This window comes from Lactobacillus sp. UMNPBX15 (assembly GCF_002553785.1).
Classification (GTDB): domain Bacteria; phylum Bacillota; class Bacilli; order Lactobacillales; family Lactobacillaceae; genus Lactobacillus; species Lactobacillus crispatus.
On record NZ_PCYV01000107.1, the window covers coordinates 1 to 373 of the forward strand.

Annotated in this window: 1 pseudogene; it reads right to left on the reverse strand. The window is 41.3% G+C overall.

Going from position 1 to position 373, the window contains the following annotated elements:
- Positions 1 to 373 (reverse strand): annotated as a pseudogene (locus CP366_RS10485) (replication protein); the annotation flags it as partial.

The following is a 373-nucleotide window of genomic DNA, read 5'->3' on the forward strand; positions in this document are numbered from 1 at the left end:
CTGCGGTTATTGGTTCATTATCACCGTACATTAGGTTATTACGGTCAACTTCCTGTTGAGCTTCCTTAACGCGCTGTAATTTGCGTTGCTTTAATTGTTCGTCAGCATCGTTAATTTGGTTTTGTAAAGTTTGTAGTTGTTGTCGCTGTTGATTTAGTAGCTGTTCTTGTTGTTCTTGCTGCTGTTTGGCAGCTTTTTCTTTTTCTTGAGTAGCTACCATGTCTTTATCTGCTTGTTCTTTATTGCTTTGAGAGGCCCTAGCAGCGTGTGTAATGCCATTTGCCATTTCTAAGGGTGTTAGATCATTTCCGTCCTTATCAACTGCCTGGTGGCCTGTGGTGGCCTCATAGATGGCTTTGAGATTTTTAGTAAC